The sequence below is a fragment of the Rhizobium sp. L1K21 genome (genome assembly GCF_024055895.1).
GTDB lineage: Bacteria > Pseudomonadota > Alphaproteobacteria > Rhizobiales > Rhizobiaceae > Ensifer_A.
Genome location: NZ_JAMXLE010000001.1, coordinates 449451 through 473446, shown reverse-complemented (window position 1 = coordinate 473446; position 23996 = coordinate 449451). Strand labels below are relative to the sequence as shown.

27 protein-coding genes and 1 tRNA gene are annotated in these 23996 nt (G+C 56.4%); 15 read left to right on the top strand and 13 right to left on the bottom strand.

Annotated elements, in window-relative coordinates; genetic code table 11:
• Positions 1 to 21: 21 nt before the first annotated feature.
• The 3 genes from NHF56_RS02175 to NHF56_RS02165 all read right to left on the bottom strand — a co-directional run bounded on the left by NHF56_RS02175 (position 22) and on the right by NHF56_RS02165 (position 2616).
• Entirely contained in the window at positions 22 to 987 is a 966-nt protein-coding gene (locus NHF56_RS02175; RefSeq protein WP_252801167.1) for a 2-hydroxyacid dehydrogenase, read from the bottom strand.
• A gap of 16 nt (positions 988 to 1003) precedes the next feature.
• Complete coding sequence (locus tag NHF56_RS02170) at positions 1004 to 2020, bottom strand: LacI family DNA-binding transcriptional regulator (RefSeq protein ID WP_252801165.1); 1017 nt, start codon at positions 2018 to 2020, stop codon at positions 1004 to 1006.
• A 92-nt stretch (positions 2021 to 2112) separates the two neighbouring features.
• Positions 2113 to 2616, bottom strand: coding sequence for a MarR family winged helix-turn-helix transcriptional regulator (locus NHF56_RS02165; protein ID WP_252801163.1), 504 nt, complete (start codon positions 2614 to 2616; stop codon positions 2113 to 2115).
• A gap of 76 nt (positions 2617 to 2692) precedes the next feature.
• Between NHF56_RS02165 and NHF56_RS02160 the strand changes: the two genes are divergently transcribed.
• Positions 2693 to 3445, top strand: coding sequence for a creatininase family protein (locus NHF56_RS02160; protein ID WP_252801161.1), 753 nt, complete (start codon positions 2693 to 2695; stop codon positions 3443 to 3445).
• Here NHF56_RS02160 and NHF56_RS02155 read toward each other — a convergent pair.
• Entirely contained in the window at positions 3442 to 4353 is a 912-nt protein-coding gene (locus NHF56_RS02155) for a LysR family transcriptional regulator (protein ID WP_252801159.1), read from the bottom strand. The genes NHF56_RS02160 and NHF56_RS02155 overlap by 4 nt on opposite strands.
• A 94-nt stretch (positions 4354 to 4447) precedes the next feature.
• Between NHF56_RS02155 and NHF56_RS02150 the strand changes: the two genes are divergently transcribed.
• The 7 genes from NHF56_RS02150 to NHF56_RS02120 all read left to right on the top strand — a co-directional run bounded on the left by NHF56_RS02150 (position 4448) and on the right by NHF56_RS02120 (position 8882).
• Positions 4448 to 4846: a hypothetical protein gene (locus tag NHF56_RS02150; protein WP_252801157.1), complete on the top strand. Its 399-nt coding sequence runs from the start codon at positions 4448 to 4450 to the stop codon at positions 4844 to 4846.
• The gene (locus NHF56_RS02145) at positions 4839 to 5948 is read left to right on the top strand and encodes a GTP-binding protein (protein WP_252801155.1); all 1110 of its coding nucleotides are present in this window, start codon (positions 4839 to 4841) and stop codon (positions 5946 to 5948) included. The genes NHF56_RS02150 and NHF56_RS02145 overlap by 8 nt, the downstream gene beginning before the upstream one ends.
• A 49-nt stretch (positions 5949 to 5997) precedes the next feature.
• Positions 5998 to 6186 carry a hypothetical protein gene (locus tag NHF56_RS02140; RefSeq protein ID WP_252801154.1) on the top strand — a complete coding sequence of 63 codons (189 nt, stop codon included), beginning with the start codon at positions 5998 to 6000 and terminating at the stop codon, positions 6184 to 6186.
• Positions 6176 to 6463, top strand: a complete 288-nt coding sequence (locus NHF56_RS02135; protein WP_252801152.1) for a type II toxin-antitoxin system RelE/ParE family toxin — start codon at positions 6176 to 6178, stop codon at positions 6461 to 6463. The genes NHF56_RS02140 and NHF56_RS02135 overlap by 11 nt, the downstream gene beginning before the upstream one ends.
• Before the next feature lie 46 nt (positions 6464 to 6509).
• Positions 6510 to 6881 (top strand): hypothetical protein, encoded by a 372-nt coding sequence (locus tag NHF56_RS02130; protein ID WP_252801151.1) that lies wholly within the window; start codon positions 6510 to 6512, stop codon positions 6879 to 6881.
• Between the two features lie 256 nt (positions 6882 to 7137).
• The gene (locus tag NHF56_RS02125) at positions 7138 to 8127 is read left to right on the top strand and encodes a WD40 repeat domain-containing protein (protein WP_252801149.1); all 990 of its coding nucleotides are present in this window, start codon (positions 7138 to 7140) and stop codon (positions 8125 to 8127) included.
• A 233-nt stretch (positions 8128 to 8360) separates the two neighbouring features.
• Positions 8361 to 8882: a peptidase inhibitor family I36 protein gene (locus tag NHF56_RS02120; protein ID WP_252801147.1), complete on the top strand. Its 522-nt coding sequence runs from the start codon at positions 8361 to 8363 to the stop codon at positions 8880 to 8882.
• 72 nt (positions 8883 to 8954) lie between these two features.
• On the opposite strand, the gene NHF56_RS02115 is transcribed toward NHF56_RS02120, so the two are convergent.
• Complete coding sequence (locus NHF56_RS02115; protein ID WP_252801146.1) at positions 8955 to 9398, bottom strand: glyoxalase superfamily protein; 444 nt, start codon at positions 9396 to 9398, stop codon at positions 8955 to 8957.
• Positions 9399 to 9759: 361 nt separating this feature from the next.
• Here NHF56_RS02115 and NHF56_RS02110 point away from each other — a divergent pair, with 361 nt between their 5' ends.
• Entirely contained in the window at positions 9760 to 10935 is a 1176-nt protein-coding gene (locus NHF56_RS02110; RefSeq protein WP_252801144.1) for a VWA domain-containing protein, read from the top strand.
• 206 nt (positions 10936 to 11141) lie between these two features.
• Here NHF56_RS02110 and NHF56_RS02105 read toward each other — a convergent pair.
• Together NHF56_RS02105 and cpdR are read right to left on the bottom strand one after the other, a co-directional pair.
• Positions 11142 to 11216 (bottom strand) — tRNA-Val (locus tag NHF56_RS02105).
• 86 nt (positions 11217 to 11302) lie between these two features.
• Positions 11303 to 11665 carry a cell cycle two-component system response regulator CpdR gene (cpdR, locus tag NHF56_RS02100; protein ID WP_252801142.1) on the bottom strand — a complete coding sequence of 121 codons (363 nt, stop codon included), beginning with the start codon at positions 11663 to 11665 and terminating at the stop codon, positions 11303 to 11305.
• Between the two features lie 172 nt (positions 11666 to 11837).
• Here cpdR and NHF56_RS02095 point away from each other — a divergent pair, with 172 nt between their 5' ends.
• Together NHF56_RS02095 and hisN are read left to right on the top strand one after the other, a co-directional pair.
• Positions 11838 to 12737 (top strand): N-formylglutamate amidohydrolase, encoded by a 900-nt coding sequence (locus tag NHF56_RS02095; RefSeq protein ID WP_373456237.1) that lies wholly within the window; start codon positions 11838 to 11840, stop codon positions 12735 to 12737.
• Between the two features lie 456 nt (positions 12738 to 13193).
• Positions 13194 to 13970, top strand: a complete 777-nt coding sequence (hisN, locus tag NHF56_RS02090) for a histidinol-phosphatase (RefSeq protein WP_252801137.1) — start codon at positions 13194 to 13196, stop codon at positions 13968 to 13970.
• Between the two features lie 9 nt (positions 13971 to 13979).
• Here the strand turns inward: hisN and NHF56_RS02085 are convergent, their stop codons facing one another.
• The gene (locus NHF56_RS02085; RefSeq protein ID WP_252801136.1) at positions 13980 to 14918 is read right to left on the bottom strand and encodes an alpha/beta fold hydrolase; all 939 of its coding nucleotides are present in this window, start codon (positions 14916 to 14918) and stop codon (positions 13980 to 13982) included.
• Between the two features lie 260 nt (positions 14919 to 15178).
• Between NHF56_RS02085 and NHF56_RS02080 the strand changes: the two genes are divergently transcribed.
• Positions 15179 to 15643 (top strand): Hsp20 family protein, encoded by a 465-nt coding sequence (locus tag NHF56_RS02080; protein WP_252801134.1) that lies wholly within the window; start codon positions 15179 to 15181, stop codon positions 15641 to 15643.
• 305 nt (positions 15644 to 15948) lie between these two features.
• Here NHF56_RS02080 and NHF56_RS02075 read toward each other — a convergent pair whose 3' ends face one another.
• Together NHF56_RS02075 and NHF56_RS02070 are read right to left on the bottom strand one after the other, a co-directional pair.
• The gene (locus NHF56_RS02075; protein WP_252801132.1) at positions 15949 to 17751 is read right to left on the bottom strand and encodes a TRAP transporter large permease subunit; all 1803 of its coding nucleotides are present in this window, start codon (positions 17749 to 17751) and stop codon (positions 15949 to 15951) included.
• A complete protein-coding gene (locus NHF56_RS02070) occupies positions 17752 to 18330 on the bottom strand; it encodes a TRAP transporter small permease subunit (RefSeq protein WP_252801128.1) in 579 nt (192 codons plus the stop codon).
• Positions 18331 to 18725: 395 nt separating this feature from the next.
• Between NHF56_RS02070 and NHF56_RS02065 the strand changes: the two genes are divergently transcribed.
• The gene (locus NHF56_RS02065) at positions 18726 to 18956 is read left to right on the top strand and encodes an aa3-type cytochrome c oxidase subunit IV (RefSeq protein ID WP_252801126.1); all 231 of its coding nucleotides are present in this window, start codon (positions 18726 to 18728) and stop codon (positions 18954 to 18956) included.
• An 83-nt stretch (positions 18957 to 19039) separates the two neighbouring features.
• Here the strand turns inward: NHF56_RS02065 and NHF56_RS02060 are convergent, their stop codons facing one another.
• Positions 19040 to 20269, bottom strand: coding sequence for an MFS transporter (locus NHF56_RS02060; protein WP_252801124.1), 1230 nt, complete (start codon positions 20267 to 20269; stop codon positions 19040 to 19042).
• A 113-nt stretch (positions 20270 to 20382) separates the two neighbouring features.
• On the opposite strand from NHF56_RS02060, the gene NHF56_RS02055 reads away from it, so the two are divergent.
• Positions 20383 to 21183: a helix-turn-helix domain-containing protein gene (locus NHF56_RS02055; protein WP_252801123.1), complete on the top strand. Its 801-nt coding sequence runs from the start codon at positions 20383 to 20385 to the stop codon at positions 21181 to 21183.
• Positions 21184 to 21192: 9 nt separating this feature from the next.
• On the opposite strand, the gene NHF56_RS02050 is transcribed toward NHF56_RS02055, so the two are convergent.
• Positions 21193 to 21978, bottom strand: coding sequence for a tetratricopeptide repeat protein (locus NHF56_RS02050; RefSeq protein ID WP_252804803.1), 786 nt, complete (start codon positions 21976 to 21978; stop codon positions 21193 to 21195).
• A 214-nt stretch (positions 21979 to 22192) separates the two neighbouring features.
• The gene (gene rpsU, locus NHF56_RS02045) at positions 22193 to 22420 is read right to left on the bottom strand and encodes a 30S ribosomal protein S21 (RefSeq protein ID WP_252801120.1); all 228 of its coding nucleotides are present in this window, start codon (positions 22418 to 22420) and stop codon (positions 22193 to 22195) included.
• 321 nt (positions 22421 to 22741) lie between these two features.
• Between rpsU and NHF56_RS02040 the strand changes: the two genes are divergently transcribed.
• Entirely contained in the window at positions 22742 to 23995 is a 1254-nt protein-coding gene (locus NHF56_RS02040; RefSeq protein WP_252801118.1) for a sarcosine oxidase subunit beta family protein, read from the top strand.
• Position 23996: the final 1 nt, after the last annotated feature.

The following is a 23996-nucleotide window of genomic DNA, read 5'->3' as shown; positions in this document are numbered from 1 at the left end:
GCGTTAAGGTTTATTACTATTTTATGAATTGGCCCGCTCAAAAGGGGTTTCCGGAACCGGCGTCAAAGGTTCGCCTTTTTCAAACCAATTGAGCAGATTGTCCGCAACAAGATCGGCCATTGCGTTGCGGGTTGGCACCGAGGCCGAAGCGACATGCGGCAAGAGGCAGGCATTGTCGAGCTTCAGCAGCCGTTCCGGCACGCGCGGCTCGTCCTGAAAAACATCCAGCCCGGCAGCCGCGATCACACCCTTTTCCAAAGCGTCGGCCAAATCGTCCTCGTCCACCGTCCAGCCGCGCCCGACATTGATCAACACGCCGGTCGGGCCAAGCTGCGCAAGGATTTTGGCGTTGATCGTCTTGTGGGTCTCCGGCGTCTTCGGCACGATGCAGATCAGCGTATCGGTTCCTTCAGCAAGCGACCGCAGATCGGGATAATAGGTGTACGACACATCCCTGCGCGGTGTGCGCGTGTGGTAGCTGATCGGCACACCGAAAGCTTCGAGCCTGCGCGCGATTTCCAGGCCAATGCGCCCGAGACCATAAATGCCGATCGTGCGGCCACGCAGAGACAACGGTGAAAGCGGAAAATTCCCCTCGCGCGCCCAGCGTCCGTCGCGGAGCCAGCTTTCCGCCTGAGGCAGTCGACGCAGCGTGTTGAGCAGCAGACCGACGGTCGTATCGGCCACCTCATCGTTTAGAACATCCGGCGTATTGGTCACGATAATCCCGCGCTCGGCAGCACGCTTCACGTCCACACCATCATAGCCGACACCGAAGTTGGCGATGATTTCAAGGTTCGGCAGCGCGTCAATCAGGGAGGCAGGAACGCCAACAAAACTGCTGACAGCCTTGATTTTGGGCAGCAATTGCGGATCGACCAGAGCCGCATCCGGCTTCTCGATCTGCACGATTTCAAAGGCTGTCCCAATTCTTTGCAGCACACGCGGGTGAAGCTTGCCCGCGATGAGAATGGTGGTCTTGGTCATTGCGAATTCCGATTGTTTAACGCAGCAGGCGCGCTGTCGATTGGCGGATGCGCATCTCCGGCTTGATCAGATGCAAACCATCCGGTTCATGGCTACCCGACAGTTTATCCAGAAGCGCCCGCGCCGCAAGCCTGCCGACCTCCGCCTGCCCGTTCCACACCGTGGTCAGCGACGGCGTAGCGATGGAGGCCTCCTCCAGATCGTCATAGCCGGTGACCGAAATATCCTTGCCCGGCACCAGACCGGCGCGCGCCAGCCCGCTCATGAAGCCGATGGCCACGAGATCGTTCCAGCAGACCGCCGCAGTCGGCTTCTGCGGCAGTGACAGGAAATGCACCGCAGCCTCAAAACCAGCCTGCTTGGTGCGGGGTCCCGCAAGACGCAATTTCGGATCAACGGGAATATTCGCCTTCTTCAGCGCATCGACATAGCCCTGATAGCGATCACGGCCCGTCGATGTCTGGTCGGTTCCACCCACCATCGCAATGCTCTTGTGGCCGAGGCCGATCAGGTGGTTGGTCGCCAGCGCAATGCCGTAACCGTCGTCTCCGCGATAGGTCGGTAGATCCAGACTGTCCATGGTACGCGCAACCAGGATCACCGGCATGCCGTTGTCTTCGGCAAGCTGCAGATCTTCCGGCGGCGACCCAATTGCCGGTGACATGATAATGCCATCGCCGCCCAGCTGCAGCAGCGTTTCGATAAAGGTCCGCTGCTTTTCCACCGAGTCATAATGGTTGGACAGAATGAATGTGTGGCTCGAGCGGTCCAACTCGCTTTCAATCGCTTTTAAAATTTCAGCATAAAACGGGTTTTGAATATCATGCACGATCAAGCCGATGATGCCCGACCGGGATGTGCGCAGACTGGCCGCACGGCGGTTGTAGATATAGCCCAGCGCGCGCGATTGCGCCTTGATCTTCTCCCGCGTCGCCTCGGCCACAAGCGGGCTGTCACGAAGCGCCAAAGAAACGGTTGCCGTGGAAACGCCAAGCGATTCCGCAATCGTTGAAAGCTTGATCTTTTGAGCCATTCACCCTCCCTGGGATCGGCAAAAACAACCTTCAGCGACCGGAACCGAATACGAACTGAATTAAAATGTTTAAATAAACGGCTTTAATCGCTTTAGCAACCACCGAGTGCAGCCAGCAGATTGGCGTCCACAGCCTTCAGGTATTTTGCGAGGTTGCGCTGCTGTTTTTCTGAAAGGCCCGCCATGGCACTGTTTTGAACCTGATCTCGCACCTCGTTGATGCGCGCGACCGTCTGCCGTCCCGCCTCCGTCAGCCAGACGGTTGTCAGACGGCCATCGTCGCCATCGCGCCGCTCGACAAAGCCTTGCGCCTCCATGCGGACGATCGTCCGCGTCATGGTCGGTGGTTTCACCCCCACACGGTCTGCAATGGTGCCCGCGGTCAGACCATCGGTTTCCGCAAGGCTCAGGATCACACCCTCCTGGCCTGCATAAAGGCCAATACCGCTCAACTCGCGCGAAATCAGCGTGCGCAGACTGCGCGACACCTGGATAATCGCCTCCGACGCATCCACCGTTGCAGACGAGGCCGCCACCTCGCCTTCGACCTTGTCCTTTTTCTTGTCCTTGTTTTTCTTGCCGTCCTTCTTGGCCATCGCCCGACCCTTTCAATTTCAGCCCGTGAATTGTAAGCCTAAGCCGGACTTGGTCAAATTCGAGTAAAGAAATCAAATGCCGGCACCGCCTTTCAGGAAAACAATCGCCATTTTGCCGCTGGGCGCACACGAATATCACGGACCCCACCTGCCGTTCGAGACGGATGCCATCATCGCTGACGGCATTGCGCAACAATTGCAGTCCGTGCTTCCACCCGAGTTGGACGTGACATTTCTTCCCACGGAGCGGATCACCTATTCCATCGAGCATGCCCATATCGAGGGTACGAAAACGCTGACCTATGATGAAGCCGTCAATCGCTGGCTTGGCATCGCAGAAGAGCTGGCAAGCCAAGGCATTCGAAAACTCATTCTGCTGAACGCCCATGGCGGCAATTCGCCCCTGATGACTGTCGTCGCCACAGAAGCCCGCGTGCGCTTCAACATGCTGTGCGTGGCAACAAGCTGGACCCGCTTTGGCGCATCAGAGGGCGTTGTCTCAGCCGAAGACAAAGCCACCGATATTCACGGCGGCGACATCGAAACATCTGTCATGCTGGCGCTTGCACCTGAAACAGTGTCGATGGAGAAAGCCCAGAACTTCGCCTCCCGCCAGTCTGACTTCATCCGGGAGTTCAAACATTTGCGCGCCTATGGCCCACACGCATTCGGCTGGAAAATGTCTGATCTGAACGAGCAGGGTGCAGCCGGCAATGCAAGCCGCGCTACGGCTGAAAAGGGTGAGACCATGCTCAAGAAGGCCGTTGCCGGGCTCGCGGAACTGATCAGCGACGTCGACCGCTTTGATATCAGGGCCTTCGATATTTAAAAATGCCGTTTCACATCCGGATGCTCGAATAGAAAATCCAGGAATGCCCGTACCTTGAGCGCGCGGTTCCCGCCCGGCGGCATGATCGCGTGCACCGGAAGCGGCTCTTTTCTGTGCTGGTCAGGGAAAAGCTCAACCAGCGCACCGCTCTCAATATGATCCGCCACAATCAGCCGCGACAGCCTGCCGATCCCCTGCCCCGCCAGCATCATATCCACGATCACATCCGGGCTGTCGCTGTCGAAATGACCGCTGACCTCCACCATATTGATCCCCTCCGGCGTCAGGAACGGCCACCGGCGCAGATAGGAAAAGCCGGCAACCGTCATGCAATTGTGCTTCACCAGTTCGCCCGGATACTCCAGCGGACCATGGCGCTCAAGATAGGCTGGACTTGCGCAAATGGCGCGGGTCGTATCCCCCAGCTTGCGGGCAATCAGCGATGAATCCGTCAGCCGTCCGGTGCGAATGGCAATATCAACCTGCTCTGCAATCAGGTCCACCTGGCGGTCTGCGATATTCAGCTCCACAGAAACCCGCGGATAGCGTGCCATGAACTCCGGCAAAATCGGCGTCAGCATGTGCCGCCCCACCACCACGCCGGTATTGATCTTTAAATGACCGGAGGGCTCGGCGGCACTGGCCATCAGCTCCGTCTCCGCCTCCTCAATGGCGCTCACGATGGCGCGCGCCGATTGCAGATAGATTTCCCCCTCCGCCGTCAACGAAAGCCGACGCGTCGTCCGGGCCAGAAGCCGCACGCCCAGCCGGTCTTCCAAACGGGTCACAAGCTTTGAAACTGCAGACGGCGTCATCCCCATGTCATCAGCTGCCGCAGCAAAGCTGCCGCCGTCGACAATGCGGCAGAACACATTCATCTCATGCGCAGCAAGCTGATCCATATTCATGATCCATTTTCACGAATTCCATTCCAAATAAGCCAATTATCATATTCTTGGGAAGCAATAAACTGCGGTCAGTCTCAAACACAGGAGCAGACCGATGCGCAACTTCAACCACTATACCGAACTGGAATTCACCGCACTTGGCGAACTCGACAGCGGCCTTGTCATCTACACCCGCGGCGAGCGGATGGACCTGGTCGATGTCTGGCCCGGCAAGCTATCCGACATTCAAAGCCTGGAGCGCAATGCAGCCGCCTTTCGCCGGCAGGAACGCCGCCGCTTCTTCCGCTATATTGGCAGGGTAATCGCAAAACCGTTCCGCGCCTGGCAGGCCCGCCGCGCCGAAAACAGAGCTTACCGCGAATTCCTGCGCGTGGAATATCGCGACCGAACGGCACAATCGGCCCGGAACAATTTCACCGACATCCTTGCGGCGACCTGCAACACCGCCCTATATAAGGACCAAATTCCCACAAAGGATTATCGAGATGACTGAAGCACAAGCTGCAAAGCCCATTCCCGTCACTGTTCTCACAGGCTATCTCGGTTCTGGCAAAACAACGCTTCTGAACCGCATTCTGACTGAAGACCATGGCAAACGCTATGCGGTGATCGTCAACGAATTCGGCGAAATCGGCATCGACAACGACCTGATCGTCGAGTCGGATGAAGAAATCTACGAAATGAACAATGGCTGCGTCTGCTGCACCGTGCGCGGCGACCTGATCCGCGTCGTGGAAGGCCTCATGCGCCGCCCGGGCCGCTTCGACGCCATCATTGTCGAGACCACCGGCCTTGCAGACCCCGCCCCCGTCGCCCAGACCTTCTTCATGGACGACGATGTGCGCGCCAAGACCGAACTGGATGCCGTGATTGCGCTGGTGGATGCCAAGCACCTGCCGCTGCGCCTGAAGGACAGCCGCGAAGCCGAAGACCAGATTGCCTTCGCCGACGTTGTCATCATCAACAAGACAGACCTTGTATCGCACGAAGAGCTGCACCAGATCGAAGATATCGTGCGCGCCATCAACCCGGCAGCCCGCATCTATAATGCGCAGCGTTCCAACATCGACCTGAAAAAGGTTCTCGATCAGGGCGCATTCAATCTGGAACGTGCGATGGAAAACGATCCGCACTTCCTCGACCATGACGACCCCGATCACGTCTGCGGTCCTGACTGCGATCACGATCACCACGACCATCACCATCATGGCCACCACCACCATGATCACGATCACGATCATGGCCATCACCATCACCACGACCATGCCCCGTCTGCGATCCACGATGTGACGGTGAAGTCGATCTCGCTGCGTGGCGGCGCGATGGACCCCAACAAGTTCTTCCCCTGGATCCAGAAGATCACCCAGATCGACGGCCCCAACATCCTGCGCCTCAAAGGCATCATCAACTTCGAAGGCGATGAAGAACGTTACGTCGTCCAAGGCGTGCACATGATCATCGAAGGTGATCACCAGCGCCCCTGGAAAGACGGCGAAAAACGCGAAACCCGCCTCGTCTTCATCGGCCGCGACCTCGACCAGGAAAAGCTGGAGCGCACCTTCAAGGCCTGCGAAGTGGAGACGGTTGCGGCGTAAAGCTGCAAAAGTCTCGCCTCGGCGTGTCGAATGTGATAGTGTCCAACCTATGAGCGACGTTAAAGACCAACTGAGCATAGAAGATCTCACGACCGTCACCGGTGAAGTACCGGTTGAAGGACACGATGCGTGGGTGCGCGAGATCATCGAAAAACGGCTGGACCAGAAGCGGTCCGGCCATATCGTTTATCACGACCTCGACAAGATCGCAGAAGAATTCGGCTTCGATGCACGTTAGGTTTTCGCACAACGCGCGCGTCGATCTTAACAAAATCCATCACTATATTCAGGAACGAAACCCAGCGGCTGCGGAGCGCGTGGCGGCAGCTATCATCCTGCTCGCCTATCAGCTTGAAAACTTCCCCTTCCTCGGACGTCCCGGACGGGTTGCCGGAACACGGGAAATATCGATCCCGAAATACCCCTATTTCATGGTCTACACCATTTCCGAGCCCTATTATGTAGACATCGAAGCCGTACTTCACGGAAGCCAGCTATATCCGCCGGATGGGTGAGTTTGGTTTATAAGTATACATTGTGGAGCGATCAGAGGAGAACCAAATGCAGATCATATTTGTAGACTGGCTGATAAATCTCGGTCAGGAAGACGAATTCAAAAATTATTGGAAGACAGCAGTGCCTGTTGAAGATCGCTCAAAAATGGTTGGAGAGTTCTTAAGTGAGCCGACAGCCCACGAAAAATATCCTTGGATTACATGGAAATTAGAGAATACCGAGGCTAAGAGATTCATAAATGTTGGTCTCTGGGCTGATGCTGAAGCATTTCATGAACAGATTGGCAGATATTTTAAGCCAGACAGCGAGAAGCTTGATTTTGAATTTAAAATTCGGACACGAGCGTTACTGACACCTGCATGTTGGCGCATGGGCGATTGGCCGCTTCCGATCTATGATAGCGTTGGGGTACTTTGATGCCTCCAGCGATATATTCTATAATATTGAGCCCAAATCGCCCAATTTAACGATTTTCTCTAACTACGGCTGTATACATCAATCTACCCCATATGATCTAGAAACAAATCCACCCCAATCCGTTTCAACCAAACCATATCACTCTCCCCAAAATCTGGACTGCCACCCAGGTCGCCCCCACTCCACCCTTCCCTCCGCTGGCCACATTGTCTATTGAACAACCAAACTAAGACGATCAAAGCCTGAAAGAATTCCCATGCCCACAGTTGCCCCGCTTGATATCGAAGGTCACGTTGCCGGAGCCCATTTCATTGGTGACGTTCCTTTCTTTGCTGCCTCCAGCGGCGAAATCCATCGGCTCGACATGGGTCAGAAAGTGTCCGAGGCGCACGATGGTCTGTTGACGGCCATCAAGGATACGGCGACCGATACGATCCTCACCGGTGGCGAAGACGGCAAGGTCAATCGCATTCATGCCGATGGCACGGTGGAAACGCTGGCCGAGGCACCGCGCAAGTGGATTTCCGTTATTGCCGCAGGCCCGCAGAAGTCCGTCGGATATGCGGTGGGCAAACAGGCCCATGTGCGCCTGGCCGATGGCACGGTAAAAACATTTGATGAAGAGCGCACCATTGAAGGCATGGCCTTTGCCCCAAAGGGCATGCGCATTGCCACCGCCCGCTATAATGGCGTGACCCTGCACTGGGTGATGACGGCAGGTGCGCCGATCAATCTGGAATGGAAGGGCGCGCATAACGAGGTCACCTTCTCGCCCGATGGCCGTTTCGTGGTCACCGCCATGCAGGAAAACGCGCTCCACGGCTGGAAGATCGATGGCAAACCGGGCGAAGAGCCGCGCCACATGCGTATGACCGGCTACCCGGCCAAGATCAAGTCGCTCTCCTGGTCGGCCAAGGGCAAGTGGCTGGCATCATCCGGTGCGCCCGCTGCCATCGTCTGGCCCTTTGCTGGAAAGGATGGTCCGCTCGGCAAGCCGCCGCTGGAGCTTGGCACCCGCGCCAACATTCTGGCAACCGCCGTCTGCTTCCACCCTTCAGAGGATGTCGTAGCCATCGGCTTTATCGACGGCATGATCCTGCTCGTGCGCATCGACGACGAGAAGGAAATCCTGCTGCGCCGCCCCGGCAAGGGCGCAATCTCAGGCATGAGCTGGTCCAAATCCGGCAAGCTTCTGGCCTTCGCCTCCGAAGCTGGCGATTGCGGCGTGGTCGATATCACCGGCTGATCCTCATACGATCTGCGGGAGCCAATTGACCTCGCGCCCGCGGATTTTCCTCCAAAGCCATCAGGCCTCCCCCTGTAACCTCTGAAACAGAGGCAACGGGCATCAACGTCTATTGTGTCCTCAATAACAACGGCAGGCGACATCAATCGCTGCGGAAGAAAGACCTTCCAGAGCCGCTGTTACCAACTTGGACAAAACCAGACCAACCATTTTGATCGCTTTGGAGGCACACAATGAACCGCATGACCAAAACCATCACCGCAGTCCTGATGACGCTCGCCGCAGGAACATTCACAATTCAAACCGCAAACGCAGCCGGCGGCTTCGGCATGGCATCCGTTGGCCCCGGAGGCCCCGGCGGCAACACACCCGGCGCAGGCAACAATCCCGGAGGCGGCAGCAGCACGCATGGCGGCAACACGCCTGGCCGCGGCAGCAATGATCGCGGCGACCGCGAAATCATCAGAAAGGTCAACCGCTGCAAGACGGCTTCCGACTGCAACGCCATGGAAGGCAAAGTCTGCTTCTTTTCGCTGCCGAACTTCCAGGGCAAACGCTTCTGCACCGAGCCGAAGGGCCGCATGAGCAACCTGGGAAGCAGCTGGAACGACCGCATATCCTCGGTTGCCGTCAGCAATGCCAGAACCAAGATCTGCACCGACAAGGGTCTCGGCGGCGACTGCATCCTCATCAACACGTCGCGCTCACACCTGAATTCGCTCGACAACGCGATTTCATCGGTCCTGGTGCGCTGATCCCGGAATCGTTCACGCCCAACTGTGCCGCAGCCCACCCGGGCGGCGGCACCTTGTGTTTCATCTGGCGGCCTACCAGGCCAGTTCCATATGCGGCCGCCCGTCAGACGTCTTTTCGACCGTGCGCCCGTCTTCTCCAATCGTCGCAACAAGCCGATGACGAAAGGCTGAAAAGCTGTCGAATGTAACAACGTCGATCGGCTCATCCAGTTGCAGTTCCAGGCGGTAATAGCCGGGTCTGGCCGAAATTGCCTTCACCGAAATCACCTGGCCGCAAAACGCCTGTCCCAGATAGTGGCCGCGAACCGCAGAACCCAGCATCCAAGGGTTAAGCGGTGGCCGGTTTCCCACCTTGGCGACAAGCGTGTTCCAGTCTCTGAACCCGTATTGTGCGGCAATCAGTTCCAGAGCCTTGGAATGGGGTATGGGATTGCCCTCCTGGGTCAGGCGGGCGCGCAGGCGTTTTGCCTGGTCCTTGATCGCCTCCAGCGATGGCAAAGGTACATGATCAGTCATTTGCGAAGCATCCTCTCCGCACTCGCTTTCTGACCTGTGGAGCCCGTATTACCAACAGCGCGAATGCATGAAGAGCTAAAAAGCTTCGTCCATCGTGCCTTTTCAAGGGAACTTCACCAAACGCATGATCTGCGCACGGGCGGCGGGCGTCCCAAAACCAAACATCCCATAACGTGCAGAAACTCCCATGTCAAACGGCATTTCAATGCTGTTTTCCCAAAAGATGTACCACTCCAACACAGCATTATTCACAGTGTTAAACTGCGGTTAAACATGGATTGAAAGAACAGCTGCCAAATTAACCTTTGTTAACTGTGCCGGACTATTTTGCAGGAAATTCTTCTGACCGGAGAGCGGCACGATGAACGCAACAAATTTGAAAAAACAGATCAACCGTTTGCACACCGACAAGGGCGGCAACTTCGCCATCATTGCGGCTCTGCTTCTGCCCGTCATCATATTTGGCGTCGGAAGCGCACTCGATACCTCATACATGCTTTCCACAAGATTACGCCTGCAGACGGCGACGGATGCCGCAGCGACCGCTGCAGCAACTGCCTTGGTGAACAACCCTGACATGACATTGGACGAAGCCGAAACGCTTGCCATGAACTATGTGAAGTCGGAGATGCTCAATTCCAACTCTCCGGTCCCAGAGGATTGCGTAACAGCCAAGGCGACAGAAACAAAAGGCTATGGAACGGAGCGCTCCTACGACGTGTCGGTGAATGCTTGCGCCGACTACTCGTTTTCCGGCCTATCCAGAATTTATGGCGGCACAGGCTCGAAGGTGAAGTCGCTTTCTGCGGCTCACGGCACCACCGGCACGCAAAACGCACTTTCCATGTTTCTCGTTCTCGATCGCTCCGGATCGATGAATGAAACAACCGACACGGAAAAGGACGACGTTTCAGACGATTACATTTGCGATCGCAACAGTTCTGCCACGGACAAGTGCATTTCTCCAGGCAGAGGCAAGTTCCTCAGCAAGATGGATTCGCTCAAACTGGCCAGCATGAAGCTGCTACACCAGATCGAAACAGCCGACCCGAGCAAGAAATACGCGCGTATGGGTGCGGTGTCCTACACAAACTGGATGTGGACCCCTGAAAACTTGAATTGGGGCACTGACCACATCACCAAATACGTCAAGGATCTGTCTGCTAATGGCGGCACCGATTCCTCCGATGCCATGGAAGAAGCCTACACACAATTGACGCGGTCGAGTGAAAACAATGCCCATCTGGGCGTAAACGGCAAAAAGCCCTCTAAATTCATCGTTTTCATGACAGATGGCGCGAACAACTATTGGTACGCTGACTGGTGGACCCTCAACACCTGCGACAAGGCCAAGAAGGCCGGCATTGAAATTTACACCGTCGCCTTTCAGGCTCCCTATAACGGCCAGCAGCTTCTGTCGTCCTGCGCCAGCGACTCGTCTCACTACTTCAACGCCCAGTCTGCAGAAGAAATGGTCGCCGCCTTCGAAGCCATTGGCGCCAAAGCCGCAGACCGCATGACGGTGCTGACCCAATAAAAACAGCATTCAGCGGGCGATATTAGTCGACATTAAAATCAATCCCCCGCTCGCGCGGGGGATTTTTTGTTGCTCGCAAGATGTGAACGTCAAGGATCGGACCGAAAAAGCGGTACAATCCGCAGTCCAGTGGTTGTTTCGCATGCACGCGAGCAAGACCACCGCACCGAAACACGGACGCACAAACGAAAATATAGGAAGAAGGATGGTGGGCGTGACAAGGATCGAACTTGTGACCCCTACGATGTCAACGTAGTGCTCTCCCGCTGAGCTACACGCCCATCCGTGACGGGGCATAGACCATAAAAGGCTTCTCCCCGTCAATAGGTTTTTTCAGCTTTTTTCGAAGCGTCTTTTCTGGCCTCAATCAGGCGGCCAGCATCCGGTTGACTTCGTCAACGAGGTCGCGCAGGTGGAAGGGCTTGGAAAGCACTTTGGCGTCCTTGGGGGCGTTTGAGTCCGGGTTCAGCGCCACGGCAGCAAAACCTGTGATGAACATCACCTTCAAGTCTGGATCAAGCTCGGTGGCGCGGCGCGCCAGCTCGATACCATCCATCTCCGGCATCACGATATCGGTCAAAAGAAGCGAAAAGGGCTCTTCACGCAGCCGGTCGTATGCGCTTGCGCCATTGTCGAATGAGCGCACTTCATAACCCGCCCGCTCCAGCGCCTTCACCAGAAAGCGGCGCATATCGTTATCATCTTCAGCGAGAAGAATTTTCTGATTCATGTCTTTGACCATATTCGTGCCTGTACCCAGCCTAATCCGCGCATATTTAGCAGTCTTCCGGTAAATTTCCAGTGAACGAAAGCTTCGCGCCATATTGTTGTTTCTAAGTATGGACTTGCCGGTGGCAGGCTGGCAACATGAACAATCAGTTTACCCGCAGCAAATGCGGAACATGGTAAAGGACCGGATGTCAGTTTTCGAAGCGCAAAACAGCTATTTTGAGATTGTGGAGCCGCTGACGCAGCGCATACCTTTCGTGTTCAATTCGCCCCATAGCGGACGCAACTATCCGGCAAGCTTTCTGGAACAGTCACGGCTCGATGCCCACACACTGCGGCGCTCGGAAGATTATTATGCCGATGAACTGTTTGCTGCCGGTGCGCTTTTGGGCGCGCCGCTTCTGAAGGCTCATTTCCCCCGCGCCTATGTGGATGTGAACCGCGAGCCCTACGAGCTCGATGCACGCATGTTCGAAGGCTCCATCCCGCCTTATGCCAACCGCAATTCCGCTCGCGTGGCAGGCGGCCTTGGCACCATACCGCGCCTGGTTGCCGAAAACATGGATATCTATAATGGCAAGCTGCCCATCGATGAAGCAATCTGGCGCATCGAGACGATCTATAAGCCTTATCATGCGACACTGAGGAAGCTGATTGCCGCGACCCATGTACATTTTGGCCAGGCGGTGCTGATTGATTGTCACTCCATGCCCGGCAATATTCGCGTTGGCGGGACGGGACAAAGACCCGATATCATTGTGGGTGACCGGCATGGCACCAGTGCAGCGCCCCATATTGCACTTGCCGCTGTCGAGATCCTGGAAGGTCTCGGTTTTTCCGTCGCCCGCAACAAGCCCTATGCCGGCGGCTTCATCACCGAGCACTACGGCCGCCCCGCCCGCTCCCTGCACGCGTTGCAGATTGAAGTCAGCCGGGCGCTCTACATCGATGAAACCACGCTGGAAAAGAAGCCGGACTTCCATATCCTGGCCGAAATGCTGGGCGAATTCCTCGCCCGCCTGGTCGCCCATGTAGGAGCTGAAAGCCGCACCGATTCCCTCGCGGCAGAATAATAGAGCTCAACCATCCAACCGCCCTGAATCTTGCAAAGCACTTCAAGTAAGCCTGAGCGCTTTCGCATAGCCTTTGGCGAAAAAATCAATAAAGCGAAATATAGACAAAAAAGACCGCGCCCATGGCGCGGTCAAATCTAGGGAGGAAACACCCAAGGAGGGTATTACAACCGCGAGCGGCTGTATATTGACGATATTATTGCACTGCACAAATGTCAATAAAAGATCACAAATATTTCATGATTTTAGATATGCAAAACTTATACTCAAATGATGTATTTTTAATCGCAAGAATGCGCGAAGAATAGTCATTTCAAAAGGCCATCCCTCGAGCTGCCTATCACCTACGCGCCGACTTCAAGCACCTTTCCTGCCCTTTTCCGTTGCCCCCTGCCGCAAGCCGGACTATCGTCCGCCGCACATCCCAAGATCAATTCTCCATGGATATCCTTCGACATGCTTCCACCACGCTCGTTTTTTGAACGCCTGGCAGATGCCGCCGCTGCCGAGACCCTGCCGCGCTTTCGCGTCGGCGCAGATGTCGTCAACAAGGAAGCATCGGGCTTTGATCCGGTCACTGAAGGCGACCGAGCCGCCGAAACGGCAATCCGCAGGCTTATTTCGCAAACCTACCCCGACCATGGCATTCTGGGTGAGGAGCATGGCAGTGTGGGGCTCGATCGCGATCTGGTTTGGGTCATCGACCCGATCGATGGCACACGCGCCTTCATCTCCGGCCTGCCCGTATGGGGCACATTGATCGGGCTATATCGCAACGGGCGTGCTGTCGCCGGTCTCATCGACCAGCCCTTCACCCGTGAGCGTTACTACGCTGATGAAAGCGGGGCTTACTATTCCGGTCCGGACGGCAGCCGCACAATCAAATCCCGCAGTTGCGGCGATATCGCCAATGCCACGCTTTTCACCACCTCTCCGCACATATTTGAAGGCCGGGACAGCGAGCAGTATCGCGCCGTGGAAAGCCGCGTGCGCCTCTTCCGCTACGGCTGCGATTGTTACGCCTATGCACTTCTGGCTGGCGGCCATATCGATCTCGTTATCGAAAACAACCTCAAGCCCTACGACGTCGGCGCCATCATACCGATTATCGAGCAGTCAGGCGGCGTCATGACGACCTGGCAAGGCGAACGGCCGGAAATGGGCGGGCAGATCATTGCCGCTGCCACGCCCGAACTCCACCAACAGGCATTGGCGCTTCTCAACGCAGCCTGAGGGCGATGCTCAAGAACCCGGCAGGAAGGCCAGAACGGCGGACATGGCCTGAGCACGATAGCGGTCGCGCTCCTGAAAGAGCTCATGCTTGGCGCCATCGATCGGAATGAAATGGCCGGCGCGGAAATAACGGCTCAACCGCTCGATTGCCGGATAGGAGACGACCGCATCCTGGGTCGGTGCCAAGACAATGGTCGGCACCATGATCTTGTCCAGATGGGAAAATGTGCTCACGCGCTGCCCCGCACGCAGGCACTCGTCGATCCATGACGCGGTCGGTGGACCAAGCGCAAACTCCGGATGCGCTTTCACAATAGCCCGGTTGCGCGCATACCGGTCTGGATCGGAAGTCAGCACATTGCCCGCAAATTCCGTGTGAGGTCGGCTCTTGCTCAAAGCCTTCCGCCCCAAGCCGAACAGCCTCAGGAACCGCGCAACACGCATGATCGTGTGGCTGGAAGGCCGCCGGTCGCTCAATTCCAGAAGCGGCGCAGATAACGCGATCCGGTCAATCCGGTTGGCCAGCCGCGGCGCGGTAGAAAGCGCAATCAGCGCACCCATGGAATGGGCCACCATGAAAAACGGCAGGCGCGTATCGGGCAACACGATCTTTTCGAGAAAGGCCTCGAGGTCCTTCTCATAATCGGCAAAACGGTGCACATGACCGAGCGAATGATCGGCAATGAGCCGGGGTGAGCCGCCCTGCCCGCGCCAGTCGAACGTCGCCACCCAGAAGCCCTGCTCGGTCAGCTCGCGGATCGTCTCGAAATATTTCTCGATGGATTCATTGCGCCCCTGCAAAAGCACGATTGTCCCCTTGGCAATCGAAACGGGACTACGGAAAATCGCATAGCGCAACGCCAGCCCGTCATGGGTTTCAAAGAAACCGGCGATATGATTATCGGGAACGTCGTTTCCCGGCGTTGAATGCAATATGTCTTCCATCATCCGACACTTTTACGGGCAGGCTCTGCCATGGATAGAAAGCCACCGGCCAAAGCGCAACTGCAAATCGCCGCAAGCCCTGAAACTACCCAGAAACTTTGCCCCTTTCGAATTTTCGCGAAAAACTCTTGAACTGCGCTTTTGCGATTACCAGATATTCGTCAGGACAGCGCCCTGATGGGGCTTTCCCGCTCGCAGCACCGCCGCATTGGGGTGCAGAGCTTTGAAAAAAACAGCAAACAGTCGCTTCTCAGGAGGACACTATGCGTCACGTCGACTATACCCCCCTTTATCGTTCCACCGTTGGTTTCGACCGCCTTTTTTCGCTTCTCGATGGCGTCGGCCAGAGCGAACAGGCCAACAGCTATCCGCCCTACAACATTGAGCGTACCGGCGAAAACGCCTATCGCATCACCATGGCCGTTGCAGGCTTTAGCGATGAAGAGCTTTCCATCGAAGCCCGCGAACATGTCTTGACCATCAAGGGCGAACGCGCCCCCGAAGACGAAGACACCACCCAGTATCTCCATCGCGGCATTGCCAAGCGCGCCTTCGAGCGCCGCTTCCAGCTTGCCGATCATGTGGAAGTGCGCGCAGCAAACCTGAAAAACGGCCTGTTGCACATTGATCTGGTGCGTGAAATTCCCGAAGCCATGAAGCCGCGCCGCATTGCCATTGCGACAGATGTCGCAGCCGAACAGAAGGCAATCGAAGGCCAGCTGAACTAGAGCGGTTCATCTTTTAACTGAAGCGCTCAAGGCCACAAGCGTGGCCCGGCGCTAATGCGCCGCCCCAGTGGAGCATTGCGCAAAGCGCAATTGGCGTGAGCGAAAAAATGTAGACTGTTTCAGTCAAAAACTGAAACAGTCTAAGCGTTCGGGACAATCTTCGAAATGCGAAAGGGCCGGAAATTCCGGCCCTTTTTTGCGTTAAGGCGTGGTGCCCCTGATCGGATTCAAACCGGCCACGTCTTTGCTCTTATGTATCGCATGTACGTTATCGTTTAATCGCGGGCGATTAAACGCGACATGCTTTAGTTGAACACTGGCGGTTTGCTGAGATCGATACCGCCATCCTCTTTCTTTTCATCAGGTTTTGGTTGCGATTGCCCCGGCAGTGTCGTCAGCGGCGGCAGCCCCAGCGCATTGCCACTGTCGTTTCCGCCACCCAGCGTGCCAACCGGGGGAAGGTTGAGACCTGGAATGCCACCGCCCTCGTCGGTCATGGGCACATTGATCTGAACGTCGTTCAGGTTCACCGGAGCTTTATCGCCCTTGTAGACCATCACCAATTGCGGGAATGCAATCACCACCATCACCATGAGGAACTGAATGATGATATACGGCACCACGCCGCGATAGATCTGCATCGTGGAAACGCCGTCCAGAGTTCGCCCCGTCGCCTCATCCTTCCATGGACCCGAAGGTGCAATGGACCGGAGATAGAAAAGAGAGAAACCGAATGGCGGCGTCAGGAACGATGTCTGCAGGTTAATCCCCAGGATGATACCGAACCAGATCAGGTCGATCCCGTGTGCCTCTGCCACTGGTGCGAGAAGCGGGATAATGATGAAGGCGATTTCGAAAAAGTCCAGGAAGCAGCCCAGGATGAAGACGATGATTGTCACCACGATCAGGAAGCCGTATTCACCGCCCGGCAGGGACAGCAAGAGCTCCTCGATCCACTTGTTGCCTTCGATGCCATAGAAGGTCAGACCGAAAACACGCGCACCGATGAGGATCATCATGACGAATGCGGAAAGCTTGGTGGTCGCCTCCACAGCCTGCTTCAACACATCAAAGGTCAACCGCCGCTTGGCAAATGACATGATCAATGCGCCGGCAGCCCCCATCGCGCCACCTTCCGTCGGCGTGGCAATGCCGAGGAAAATGGTTCCGAGAACCAGGAAGATCAACGCCAACGGCGGGATCATCACGATGATCACCTGCTGTGCAAGGCGCGAGATCAGGTTGAGCTTCATCCAGTCATTGGCAAGGGCAATGACATAAATGACAGAAACACCCGCCGTCAGCGCACCCACCTCACGCCATTCCGATGTGATCGAGGAAAACAGGAAGTGGTCGGAAAGGTAATAGATAGCGCCAGCCAGTGCGATCATCGCAATCAGCGACGTCACGCCCCCGCCGAGTGTCCGTGCTTCACGCGGCAGCGCCGGCGCCCATTTGGGACGGACCATCGTGATCACGAAAACATAAAGGCAGTATGCAGCCACAATCAAAAGCGCCGGATAAAGCGCACCGACATACATGTCACCGACCGAACGGCCGAGCTGGTCGGCCATGACAATCAGCACCAGCGATGGCGGCACGATCTGCGCCAGCGTTCCCGAAGCTGCGATCGTGCCGGAAACAAACGGCCTGTTATAGCCGTAACGCAGCATGATCGGCATGGAGATAAGACCCATCGCCATCACGGATGCGGCCACAACGCCGGTCGTCGCACCCAGAAGCGCACCAACGAGAACAGCCGCATAGGCAAGCCCGCCACGCACCGGCCCAAAGAGCTGGCCGATCGTATCGAGCAGATCCTCGGCCATGCGCGAGCGCTCCAATATGATCCCCATGAAGGTGAAGAACGGAATAGCCAGCAATGTCTCATTGGACATGATGTTTCCGTATATACGGTCGGGGTGACTTTGAAGAAGGGCAAACGACAGCTGAATGGACGGTGAGAAATCGGACAGCGCAACACCGATGACAAAGAATCCCAAACCGCCGGCAGCTAGCGTGAATGCCACCGGATAGCCAAGAAGCAGTGACGCCATCACCGAAATGAACATGATGGGCGCAAGATTATGGGCAATAAGTTCGATCATTTACTTATCCCCCTCTTGCATCAGGCTGTGATGCGGACTCGATGGATGATCGCCTTCAAATTCGGCATCATCAACCAACCGGCCAGTCACGATGGCGTAACGCTTGATGATTTCGGAAATCGCCTGAAACCACAAAAGCACGAAACCAACGACGATGAAGGCCTTGGCCGGCCAGACAATCAAGCCACCGGCATTGAAAGACACTTCCCCGGATGTGTAGGAGCGAATGAAGGGAGCCCAGGAAAGATACGCCATCAATGTGACGAAGGGCATCAGGAAGATGATATGGAGAACCAGATCAATGATGTCGCGCGTCTTCTTGCTCCAGCTGGAAGACAGAACGTCAATGCGAATATGCTCGTTTTTCTGCAGCGCATAGGCAGCTGCCAGCATGAAGACGGCACCAAAGAGATACCATTGCGCTTCCAGCCATGCATTCGACGAGATATCGAATGCTTTGCGCACCACCGCATTGCCGGCGCTGATCAGTACCGCGACCAATATCAGCCACGAAACCGACTTGCCGACCGCCGCAGTTATCTTGTCGATGACGGTACTCAAGCCCAATAAGATGGACATTCATTCCCCCCTGTTTTTTAGGACCCCCTCAGCCTCACGGCGCTCGGAAACCCAGCCAACCACATGTTCAGGACGCCGTATTCTTTTGCGTTCGGCTTTATCCCAACATGACACCTCGCTCAGGTTTATGTTCATGCGCGCCGAATTTGTAAAGACTGAGACCCGAATATTCAGACATATTAGACCAATTGCTCACCTTCCGTCGCTCTCCCGCAGAGCCTTTGATGGAAAAAGGCGCAAATTCCTCAATTGGGATGCCGCGTGCGTTGCGCTTTTTCAGCGCTTTGTGTAATGCGGGAAATGAACAGATTTTATCTTGTCCCGAAAGCACCGGGTTCAAGGCACAGTTATGGACTTTCCGTCAGCTGGAAAGAGCGATCGCAGGGAGAAACGCAATGTCTGATCATAATCATCAGTCCGGCCCCGTAGAACTTGGCGCCCCGATGGACTACGCCGAACACGAGAAATCCTACAACGGCTTCATCAATGCGACCAAATACGGCACGCTTGTCGTCGTCGCACTGCTGATTTCCATGGCTGCAGGTTTCTTCACAGCCGCCGGCATGATTTCCAGCGTCATTCTCTTTTTCCTGCTGTGTGTTGTCGGTGTTTACCTGCTGCGCTGATCGAAAAGCGAAGATGAAACTGAAAAAGCCGGGCCGTAAAGCGACCCGGCTTTTGTTTTGGTGACGACGAAAGCAACGCTCGCTCAACCGGCTTCGGCGCTCGAAAGCGGCTGGCGAACGCGCTTCGGATCCGGCAGGAACATCGCCAATATGCCGATTGCCGGCAGAAACGAGCAGATCTGATAGACGAATTCGATCCCCTTCCAATCTGCTACCTCGCCCAGCGCCGCCGCAGCCAAGCCGCCCACACCAAAGGCAAAACCAAAGAAAAAGCCCGAAACAAGGCCCACGTTATTCGGTGCCAGTTCCTGCGCGAAAACGATGATTGCCGGGAAAGCCGAGGCCAGCATTGCGCCGATGACAACCGAAAGCAAACCGGTCCAGAAAAGGCTGGCATAGGGCAGCATGAGCGTGAAGGGAAGCACGCCCAGCACGGAAATCCAGATCACCACCTTGCGCCCCACCCGATCTCCAATCGGCCCGCCGAGCACCGTTCCAGCCGCGACAGCGCCAAGGAACAGGAAGAGCATGAGCTGCGCATCTTTGATGTCCAGCCCAAAACTGTGCATGAGATAGAACGTGTAATAGTTCGTCAGGCTCGCGAGATAGACGTATTTGGAGAATATCAACGCACCAAGAAGGCTCAAACCGATCAATGCCTTCTTGCGCGGCAGAGGCACGAACGCATGCGACGAAGAGCGCTTTGCCTTCGAATTCCGATTGCGCAGATACCAGTTCCCCACCTGCCAAAGCACCACCATGGCCAGAAAGGCCGCCAGCGAAAACCAGGCAACGCTTTTCTGTCCATTGGGCAGCACAATGAACGCCGCCAGCAGTGGCCCAAGCGATGTGCCGAAATTGCCGCCGACCTGAAACAGCGATTGTGCAAGACCGGGCCGCTCGCCTGCCGCCATGCGCACCACGCGCGCTGATTCGGGATGAAACACCGATGATCCCACACCGATCAATGCGCTTGCGATCAGCATCAGTTCAAAGCGATGAACGAAAGCCAGCATGATGAGCCCGCAGAAGGTAAAGCCCATGGAAATCGCCAGAGACCGCGGCTGCGGTCGTTTGTCGGTGTAGATGCCGACCAAGGGCTGCAACAGCGACGCCGTCACCTGAAAGGTCAGCGTCATCAGACCCACCTGCCCGAAATCAAGCGCGTATTCCTGCTTCAAGATGGGATAGATCCCCGCCAGAAGCGACTGCATCATATCGTTCAGCAGATGGCAAAAGCTGACCGCGCCGATGACCGCAAAGGCGGTCGTCCTCACTGCCGGCGCCGCACCATCACTCGTAATCTCCGCCATTTTTTGAACTCCAGGATAGCGAATTGAATATTGTCACGCGCAAGATAGAGGCGAAAGAATTTGCCTGCTTCTGTGAATTGGCCTAATATTTTCCTAAATGGGCCAGAATTCGAATGACGGATCAAAGCACGAAACAGGTCGAGCACCAGATTAGCCTGCACTGGCTGGACACGGCTGAGAGATCTGTTGTGGCAAAGGCGCACGATTACGAGACAGCAGATTTCATCCCTACCCATCGGCACAACCGCGCTCAGCTGATCTATATCCTGAACGGCATGGCGGCGGTCTCCACCGCGCAGGGACGGTGGATCGTGCCGCCGGATCACGCGCTATGGATTCCTGTCGGTGTCGAACATTCCGTAGAACTGAGCGGGCCAACCGCGATGCGCTCGATCTATGTCAAGCCCGGCATTGGTGTTCCCCTGCCCGAAGCGAGCCGGGTTGTTGGCCTTACAGACCTCATGCGCAGCCTCATTCTCGAGGCCGTTCGCGCGCCCAGGACCGGCGAACTGACCAGCCGCGACGCTGCCATACTGGCCCTGATTCTCGAGGAAATTCCGCGCCTGCCGGAAAAGCCCTTCAGCCTGCCCCTGCCGCAGTACGAAAAGCTTGCCGCACTTTGCCGGTCCTTCTTGAGCGCGCCGCAGCAGGATGCCAAAATCGACAGCTGGGCCGAAAAGATCGGCGTCAGCCGACGCACATTCACACGTCTTTTCAGGGAGGAAACCGGTTTGAGCTTTTCCACATGGCGACAGCAGGCCTGCATTCTGGCCGCCATATCCAAGCTCACCGACGGAGAACAGGTGACGATGATCGCCCTGGACCTTGGCTATGAAACGACAGCTGCCTTCACCACCATGTTCAAGCGCATGACCGGCCAGAACCCCAGCCGGTATCTTCGCCAGGCGGCCTGAGAAGCGCTCTTATTGCCCGCGCGTGCGCGCCACGCCATCAATGGCGGGCTGATATTTGCGGTCCAGATTGAGCGCATGCTGATACGACTTGTAGGCGCGCCGCATGTCGCCACGACGTTCATAGACAAGCGCCTGGTTGGCCCAGGATTCAGCCATTGAATCGTCAAGCTCGATTGCGTGGTTGAAATCGGCAAACGCGTTGTCGTCATCGCCGAGCGCCAGATAGGATATTCCGCGCCCATTATAGGGCTCAGGCGAACGCGACGACAGAGAGATCGCACTGGAGAAATCGTCGATCGCCTTATTGTGCTGGTTCAGCTTCTGGTAAATCAGACCGCGACGGTGATAGGCGCGTCCGTCTGTTGTGTCGAGGGCGATGGCGCGATTGAAGTCGCCCATGGCCTCGTCAAGCCGCCCGGCCTGACGGTAGATGTCGCCACGACCGATATAGGCCGTGTCGTAACTGGGATTGATACGGATCGCCTGCGTATAGTCATTCGCCGCTTCCACGGGCTTGCCCTGGTTGCGGTAGATCAGCGCGCGATTTGCATAGGCCTGGTAGAAACGCGGATTCAGCTGGATGGCACGGTTGAAATCATCAAGCGCTTCGGAAAAACGTCCAGCCTTGCCCAGGGCCGAGCCACGTGAGTTATAGGCTTCCGGGTCGTTCGGGTTGGCCGCAATCACCGCCGTCAGTGATGCAATATTCTCTTCCGAGCCTTGGGCCCGATCGATTCGGATCATGTCGTTTGAGGTCGTGGTCGAGCAGCCGGCCATTGCAAGGGCAGAAACCATCAACAACGCATAAGCGCCAAAGCGTTTGCGCGCAGGAGCTTTACCGTGAAAGGTCCGGTTGTCATTCGTCAAAGTCACTTGCAATGTCCCCTTCGCGCCAATCTCATAAAAGGCGCTCCTCAATTGATGTCCGTCCCACAACAAACGAAAAGGCGGCGGCGATCAAGCTCGCCACCGCCTCGTTAAACAGCAATAACGCCAAAATAACGGCGAATTAACGCGCGCCCGGGCGTCCGCCGACAAGACCTTCGCGCTGAAGACGCTTGCGAGCCAGCTTGCGCACGCGCCGAATGGCTTCAGCCTTTTCGCGAGCGCGCTTCTGCGACGGCTTCTCATAGTAGTCGCGCATCTTCATTTCGCGGAAAATACCTTCGCGCTGCATCTTCTTCTTCAGAGCGCGGAGAGCCTGATCAACATTGTTGTCGCGGACAAGTACCTGCACGTTAAATCCCGTTCCTTTAAACTTTGGTTGCGCTTTTCCAGTCCCTCGACTGGAAGCAATACGTTGCGTTCGCGCAGCCACAGGACTCGCGATTGGCGGCTCAATTAGCAGAAGCGTCCTTCAAAGTCCAGCAGGGATGGGGCAAAAATGCGAAAAACTGGCCTGCGAAACCCGGTTGCAACTGAGACATTCTGTCCCTTGTCGAAACCGATAGGGTAATGCGTCGCAAAAGAGCAATTGCGTGCCGCCGATATTTGCTTTTTTCTACTGGAAAAGGCGCAACAAAGCGACCTGTCGCTCCATTCTTACCTGGAAGAGAAAATGCGGAAATTTTCAGCGTTTGCCATCGCACGTGAAGCCATGCGTCAGCATAAGGGCTGGGAGGCTCAATGGACCTCCCCCGAACCGCGCAAGGACTATGATGTGATCATCATTGGTGCAGGTGGCCACGGCCTCGGCACGGCCTATTATCTGGCCAAGGAACACGGCATCACCAATGTTGCCGTGATCGAGAAAGGCTGGCTGGGTGGCGGCAACACGGGCCGTAACACCACCATCATCCGCTCCAACTATCTCTACGACGAAAGTGCGGGCATTTACGGCCACGCGCACCGTCTGTGGGATGGCCTGTCGCAGGACCTCAATTACAACGTCATGTATTCTGAACGCGGCGTTCTCATGCTTGCGCACAACGTTCACGACGTTCAAAGCTTCAAGCGCCACATCCACGCCAACCGGTTGAACGGCATTCCCAATGAATGGCTGACACCGGAACAGGCGAAGGAATTCTGTCCACCGCTGAACATTTCCAAGACGTCGCGTTATCCCATCATGGGCGGCGCATTGCAGCGCACCGGCGGCACCGCCCGCCACGATGCGGTTGCCTGGGGTTATGCACGTGCAGCCAACGACCGCGGCGTTCACATCATCCAGAATTGCGAAGTCACCGGCATCACCCGCGGCCCGAACGGCGAAGTCACCGGCGTTGAAACCACGAAAGGTCACATCGGCACCAAGAAGATCGGCGTCGTTGCAGCCGGCAATACCTCCGTTGTCATGGAAATGGCCGGCATTCGCATGCCGCTGACCTCCTATCCGCTGCAGGCGCTGGTTTCCGAACCGCTGAAGCCGGTCTTCCCCTGCGTGGTGATGTCCAACACGGTTCACGCCTATATCTCGCAGTCGGACAAGGGCGAACTGGTGATCGGTGCCGGTACCGACCAGTACCCCTCCTATTCCCAGACCGGCGGCCTGCACATCATCAACCACACGCTCGATGCCATCTGCGAACTCTTCCCCATGTTCACCCGCGTCAAGATGATGCGCTCCTGGGGCGGCATCGTGGACGTGACGCCGGACCGCTCACCGATCCTGTCGAAGACGCCGGTTCCGGGTCTTTTCGTGAACTGTGGCTGGGGTACGGGCGGCTTCAAGGCAACGCCGGGCTCCGCGCACGCATTCGCACATACGATTGCGCGCGACGAGCCGCACAAGGCCAATGCCCCCTTCACCCTCGACCGGTTCCGTACGGGCCGCCTGATCGACGAGGCTGCAGCTGCAGCCGTGGCGCACTGAT

Excerpts from the sequence above, each read along its gene's own strand:
- NHF56_RS02040 (WP_252801118.1), top strand. The coding sequence starts at position 22,742 with ATGCGGAAATTTTCAGCGTTTGCCATCGCACGTGAAGCCATGCGTCAG.
- NHF56_RS02130 (WP_252801151.1), top strand. The coding sequence starts at position 6,510 with ATGCAGATCATATTTGTAGACTGGCTGATAAATCTCGGTCAGGAAGAC.
- NHF56_RS02160 (WP_252801161.1), top strand. The coding sequence starts at position 2,693 with ATGCCGGCACCGCCTTTCAGGAAAACAATCGCCATTTTGCCGCTGGGC.
- NHF56_RS02080 (WP_252801134.1), top strand. The coding sequence starts at position 15,179 with ATGCGTCACGTCGACTATACCCCCCTTTATCGTTCCACCGTTGGTTTC.
- NHF56_RS02135 (WP_252801152.1), top strand. The coding sequence starts at position 6,176 with ATGCACGTTAGGTTTTCGCACAACGCGCGCGTCGATCTTAACAAAATC.
- NHF56_RS02115 (WP_252801146.1), bottom strand. The coding sequence starts at position 9,398 with ATGACTGATCATGTACCTTTGCCATCGCTGGAGGCGATCAAGGACCAG.
- NHF56_RS02075 (WP_252801132.1), bottom strand. The coding sequence starts at position 17,751 with ATGATCGAACTTATTGCCCATAATCTTGCGCCCATCATGTTCATTTCG.
- cpdR (WP_252801142.1), bottom strand. The coding sequence starts at position 11,665 with ATGAATCAGAAAATTCTTCTCGCTGAAGATGATAACGATATGCGCCGC.
- NHF56_RS02175 (WP_252801167.1), bottom strand. The coding sequence starts at position 987 with ATGACCAAGACCACCATTCTCATCGCGGGCAAGCTTCACCCGCGTGTG.
- NHF56_RS02065 (WP_252801126.1), top strand. The coding sequence starts at position 18,726 with ATGTCTGATCATAATCATCAGTCCGGCCCCGTAGAACTTGGCGCCCCG.
- NHF56_RS02060 (WP_252801124.1), bottom strand. The coding sequence starts at position 20,269 with ATGGCGGAGATTACGAGTGATGGTGCGGCGCCGGCAGTGAGGACGACC.
- NHF56_RS02170 (WP_252801165.1), bottom strand. The coding sequence starts at position 2,020 with ATGGCTCAAAAGATCAAGCTTTCAACGATTGCGGAATCGCTTGGCGTT.
- NHF56_RS02120 (WP_252801147.1), top strand. The coding sequence starts at position 8,361 with ATGAACCGCATGACCAAAACCATCACCGCAGTCCTGATGACGCTCGCC.
- NHF56_RS02085 (WP_252801136.1), bottom strand. The coding sequence starts at position 14,918 with ATGATGGAAGACATATTGCATTCAACGCCGGGAAACGACGTTCCCGAT.
- NHF56_RS02145 (WP_252801155.1), top strand. The coding sequence starts at position 4,839 with ATGACTGAAGCACAAGCTGCAAAGCCCATTCCCGTCACTGTTCTCACA.
- NHF56_RS02150 (WP_252801157.1), top strand. The coding sequence starts at position 4,448 with ATGCGCAACTTCAACCACTATACCGAACTGGAATTCACCGCACTTGGC.
- hisN (WP_252801137.1), top strand. The coding sequence starts at position 13,194 with ATGCTTCCACCACGCTCGTTTTTTGAACGCCTGGCAGATGCCGCCGCT.
- NHF56_RS02155 (WP_252801159.1), bottom strand. The coding sequence starts at position 4,353 with ATGAATATGGATCAGCTTGCTGCGCATGAGATGAATGTGTTCTGCCGC.
- NHF56_RS02110 (WP_252801144.1), top strand. The coding sequence starts at position 9,760 with ATGAACGCAACAAATTTGAAAAAACAGATCAACCGTTTGCACACCGAC.
- NHF56_RS02055 (WP_252801123.1), top strand. The coding sequence starts at position 20,383 with ATGACGGATCAAAGCACGAAACAGGTCGAGCACCAGATTAGCCTGCAC.
- NHF56_RS02125 (WP_252801149.1), top strand. The coding sequence starts at position 7,138 with ATGCCCACAGTTGCCCCGCTTGATATCGAAGGTCACGTTGCCGGAGCC.
- NHF56_RS02140 (WP_252801154.1), top strand. The coding sequence starts at position 5,998 with ATGAGCGACGTTAAAGACCAACTGAGCATAGAAGATCTCACGACCGTC.
- NHF56_RS02050 (WP_252804803.1), bottom strand. The coding sequence starts at position 21,978 with ATGGTTTCTGCCCTTGCAATGGCCGGCTGCTCGACCACGACCTCAAAC.
- NHF56_RS02070 (WP_252801128.1), bottom strand. The coding sequence starts at position 18,330 with ATGTCCATCTTATTGGGCTTGAGTACCGTCATCGACAAGATAACTGCG.
- NHF56_RS02095 (WP_373456237.1), top strand. The coding sequence starts at position 11,838 with ATGGTAAAGGACCGGATGTCAGTTTTCGAAGCGCAAAACAGCTATTTT.
- NHF56_RS02165 (WP_252801163.1), bottom strand. The coding sequence starts at position 2,616 with ATGGCCAAGAAGGACGGCAAGAAAAACAAGGACAAGAAAAAGGACAAG.